The sequence below is a fragment of the Streptomyces sp. NPDC054047 genome (assembly GCF_055585065.1).
In genome coordinates this window covers 1,508,922-1,513,093 of the sequence record NZ_JBVJKV010000001.1, presented here as the reverse complement: position 1 = coordinate 1,513,093, position 4,172 = coordinate 1,508,922, and the positions used below count along the sequence as shown (strand labels likewise).

The following is a 4,172-nucleotide window of genomic DNA, read 5'->3' as shown; positions in this document are numbered from 1 at the left end:
GTTGATAGGCCAGATCTGGAAGCCCGGCAACGGGTGGAGGTGACTGGTACTAATAGGCCGAGGGCTTGTCCTCAGTTGCTCGCGTCCACTGTGTTGGTTCTGAAACCACGAACAACCCCGTATGTCGGGCCACGACTACGGTGCGGTTGACAGTTTCATAGTGTTTCGGTGGTCATAGCGTGAGGGAAACGCCCGGTTACATTCCGAACCCGGAAGCTAAGCCTCACAGCGCCGATGGTACTGCAGGGGGGACCCTGTGGGAGAGTAGGACGCCGCCGAACTATTATTAACGGGAAACCCCCGCACCTCTGGTGCGGGGGTTTTCTGCGTTTAGGGCCCCCTAGAGGGCCTTTTTCTATTTCCCTTGTGCGTTTCAGAGGCGGCCGGCTGCCTTTAGGGACAGGTATGCGTCTGCCAGGGACGGGGCCAGGTCGTTTGGGGTCGCGTCCACGACTGTTACGCCGTGGCGGATGAGTTGTTCCGCCGTGCGGTGGCGTTCCGCGTGGGCCTGGGCGGCGGCTGCGGCGTCGTACACGGCCTCTGTTGTTCCGCGGGCCTTGGCCATCTGCTCGATGTGGGGGTCGGCCACCGATGCCAGGAGGACCGTGTGGCGTTGTGTCAGGCGGGACAGCACCGGGAGCAGGCCCTCCTCGATGGGGGCTGCGTCGAGGCTGGTCAGCAGCACGATCAGTGAGCTGCGCTTCGCGGTGCGGAGGGCTGTTGAGGTCAGGCCCCTGGCGTCCGTTTCGACGAGTTCCGGTTCGAGGGTGGCCAGGGCGTTCACGACGGAGGGGAGTACCTCGCCCGCCGCCCTGCCCTGGACCAGGGCGCGTACCCGGCGGTCGTATGCGAGGAGGTCTACGCGGTCGCCCGCTCGGGAGGCCAGGGCCGCGAGGAGCAGGGCCGCGTCCATCGAGGCGTCCAGGCGCGGGGCGTCGCCGACCCGGCCCGCCGAGGTGCGGCCGGTGTCGAGGACCAGCAGGATGTGGCGGTCGCGCTCCGGGCGCCAGGTGCGGATGGCGACCGTGGACTGGCGGGCGGTGGCGCGCCAGTCGATGGAGCGGGTGTCGTCGCCGGGGACGTAGTCGCGGAGGCTGTCGAACTCGGTGCCCTGGCCGCGCGTCAGGACGCTGGTGCGGCCGTCGAGTTCGCGGAGGCGCGCCAGCTTGGACGGGAGGTGCTTCCTGCTGGTGAAGGGGGGCAGGACCCGGAGCGTCCAGGGGACTTTGTGGCTTCCCTGGCGGGTGAGGAGACCCAAGGGGCCGTACGAGCGGATGGTGATGCGGTCCGCCTGGTGGTCGCCGCGGCGGGTAGGACGCAGGCGGGTGGTCAGGCGGCGGCGCTCGCCGGGTGGGATCGTCAACCGGTGGCGGGAGGACGCTACTTCGGTGCCGGGCTGCCAGCTGCTGGGGGGCCAGGCGTCGCGGAGCTGGGCGCGCAGGGGGCGGCCGGAGGGGTTCGTGACGGTCAGCTCGACGTCTGCGGATTCTCCGAGCCGTACGGAGGTGTCGCCTGCGCGGGTCAGGCCCAGGCGGCGTACGGGGGCGGCCAGGGCGAAGTCGCAGGCGCAGGCCAGGGCCAGCGGGGCGTTCACGGCGAGGATGCCTGTCCAGCTGGGTTCCCAGATGCCTACGGGGAGGCTGCCGAGGGCCGCGAGGAGTGCTGCGCGGCCGGTGAGGGCCATCAGCGGGGGACCGGGACGTGGGCGAGGATCGCGTTGATGACGGAGTCGGCCGTTACGCCCTCCATCTCGGCCTCCGGGCGGAGTTGCACGCGGTGGCGGAGGGTGGGCAGGGCGAGGGCCTTCACGTCGTCGGGGATGACGTAGTCGCGGCCGGTCAGCCAGGCCCAGGCGCGGGCCGTGGAGAGGAGCGCTGTGGCGCCTCGGGGGGAGGCGCCCAGGGTGAGGGACGGGGATTCGCGGGTCGCGCGGCAGATGTCCACCACGTAGGCGGTGATCTCGGGGGAGATCGAGGTCTTGGCGACCGCGGCGCGGGCTGCCTCCAGGTCGGCGGGGCCCGCGACGGGGCGGATGCCGGCGGCGTGCAGGTCGCGGGGGTTGAAGCCCTCCGCGTGGCGGGTGAGGACGTCGATCTCGTCCTGGCGTGAGGGGAGGGGGACGGTGAGCTTGAGGAGGAAACGGTCCAGCTGGGCTTCGGGGAGCGGGTACGTGCCCTCGTACTCGATCGGGTTCTGGGTGGCCGCGACGAGGAAGGGCTCGGGGAGCGGGCGAGGGGTGCCGTCGACCGTGACCTGGCGTTCCTCCATCGCTTCGAGGAGGGAGGACTGGGTCTTGGGAGGGGTGCGGTTGATCTCGTCGGCGAGGAGGAGATTGGTGAAGACCGGGCCCTGCTGGAACGAGAACTCGGTGGTCCGGGCGTCGTAGATGAGGGAGCCCGTGACATCGCTCGGCATCAGGTCCGGGGTGAACTGGACGCGCTTGGTGTCGAGTTCGAGGGATGCGGCGAGGGCGCGGACGAGCAGGGTCTTGGCCACTCCGGGTACGCCTTCGAGGAGGACGTGACCGCGGCAGAGCAGGGCCACGACGAGGCCCGTCACCGCGGGGTCCTGGCCGACCACGGCCTTGGAGATCTCGGTGCGCAGGGACTCCAGCGAGGAGCGGGCGCTGGCGGAGCTCCCGGCGTTGTCAGTGGTCGGGTCCATCATGAAGTACGTACCTCTCTTTCGAGGGCGTCGAGTTGGTCGGCGAGGGTGATCAGGGCCGCGTCGTTGCCGGGCGGCGGGCCGAAGAGGAGGGGGTGCAGGTCCTGGCCCGGGGAGTGGAGCCTGGCGGTCAGGGCGGGGAGCAGGGTCTCGGGGGCGTGTGCCTGGCCGGGGGAGACGCCGATGAGGGGGGCGATGCGGGTGCGGGTGGTCGAGCGGAGGGCGGCGGCCGCGCGGTCGCGGGCGTTCGCCTTGCGGTAGAGGCGGGCTCGGCCTTCGACGGTTTCCGAGGCGCGGATGGCCACGGGGAGGCGTTCGGGGACCAGCGGGCCGAGGCGGCGGGCGCGCCAGAGGGCGGCGAGTGCGGCGGCGACGGTGAGTTGCAGGGTGCCCCAGAGCCAGCCGTCGGGGATCAGGTCGAAGAAGTCGCGGTCGGCTTCGTCGGTGGCGGCGGCGTCGGCGGGTGAGGGGAGGTACCAGACCAAGTTCGGTCGGGAGCCGAGGAGTTGCAGGGCCAGTGAGGCGTTGCCCTGCTCGTCGAGGCGGTCGTTGAAGAGGATGTCCGGGGCGCCGAGTACGACGGTGTCGCCGGGTCCGTCGGCCGCCGGGAGCTGTAGCAGGCTGGGCAGGCCGTCGCTGACGTAGCAGGTCTCGGCGTCCGGGGCGAGCGTGTCGTAGCGGAGGCCGCCCACGTCGGCGGAGCCTGCACGCTTGGCTGCGGGCAGGGAGCAGCGGGGGGAGAGCGTCGAGTCGAGGCTGGGGGTGGCGTCCGCGGTGACCCCCGGTGCGAGGGTGCTCACCGAGGGGGTGCCGGGGGCGAGGAGCACGGTGCGGCCTCGGGAGTCCTCGGTGGCTTCGCGCAGGCGCGACTGCTGGCGCTCGGTGAGCCGGTCGGGCGATGCCACCAGGAGCGTGGTGTCCGGGCCTGCCGCGGACCTGGCCTCTTCGGAGGTGGTGACCACGCGGGTGGAGACACCGCGGTCGGCGAGGAGTTCGGCGACGGCGCGGCTGCCGTAGGGGTCGGCCGAGCGGGGGTCGAGGCGGCCGTGCTGGGCCCCGGAGCGGACGGCCGCCATGGCGATGGCGGCTGCCAGGAGGACGAACAGGGCGAGGAGGATGCCGCGGGTTCGGGTCCAGAGCTGGCGGGGGGTGGGGGTGGAGGAGGTCGTGGGGGCGGAGGAGCGGGAGGAGCGGGAGGAGGCGGACGGCCCTGGGGCGGCGTCGGGTGCGAGTGCCGTCGCGGAGGGGGCGGTGGCTGCGGCTGCGGTCGGGGTGGTGCCGGGGGCCGTTGGCGTGGTTGCGGTCGGGGTGGTGCCGGGGGCCGTTGGCGTGGTGCCGGGGGCTGTGGGTGCGGGGGCGGGGGCGGGTGTAGCTGTGCCGGGCGTCGTGTTGGCGGGGGCCGCAGAGACGGGGGCAGGTGTGTCGGGCGCGGTGTTGGTGGGGGCTGTGGGCGCGGGGGCAGGCGCAGCTGTGTCGGGCGTTGTGTTGGCGGGCGCGGGCGCGGGGGC

2 protein-coding genes, 1 rRNA gene and 1 pseudogene are annotated in these 4,172 nt (G+C 72.3%); 1 reads left to right on the top strand and 3 read right to left on the bottom strand.

Features of this window, described 5'->3' with window-relative positions; genetic code table 11:
- The first annotated feature begins 164 nt into the window (after positions 1–164).
- A 5S ribosomal RNA gene (rrf, locus tag ACZ6ZP_RS06765) occupies positions 165–281 on the top strand.
- A 92-nt stretch (positions 282–373) separates the two neighbouring features.
- Here the strand turns inward: rrf and ACZ6ZP_RS06760 are convergent.
- The 3 genes and pseudogenes from ACZ6ZP_RS06760 to ACZ6ZP_RS06750 all read right to left on the bottom strand — a co-directional run.
- The gene (locus tag ACZ6ZP_RS06760; protein WP_351170852.1) at positions 374–1,684 is read right to left on the bottom strand and encodes a DUF58 domain-containing protein; all 1,311 of its coding nucleotides are present in this window, start codon (positions 1,682–1,684) and stop codon (positions 374–376) included.
- Entirely contained in the window at positions 1,684–2,664 is a 981-nt protein-coding gene (locus ACZ6ZP_RS06755; protein WP_361469584.1) for an AAA family ATPase, read from the bottom strand. The genes ACZ6ZP_RS06760 and ACZ6ZP_RS06755 overlap by 1 nt, the downstream gene beginning before the upstream one ends.
- A pseudogene (locus ACZ6ZP_RS06750) lies at positions 2,664–3,854 on the bottom strand (DUF4350 domain-containing protein); the annotation flags it as partial. The pseudogene ACZ6ZP_RS06750 and the gene ACZ6ZP_RS06755, both read right to left, overlap by 1 nt.
- Positions 3,855–4,172: the final 318 nt, after the last annotated feature.

Coding starts and splice junctions, on each gene's coding strand:
- ACZ6ZP_RS06760 (WP_351170852.1), bottom strand. CDS start 1,684: ATGGCCCTCACCGGCCGCGCAGCACTCCTCGCGGCCCTCGGCAGCCTC.
- ACZ6ZP_RS06755 (WP_361469584.1), bottom strand. CDS start 2,664: ATGGACCCGACCACTGACAACGCCGGGAGCTCCGCCAGCGCCCGCTCC.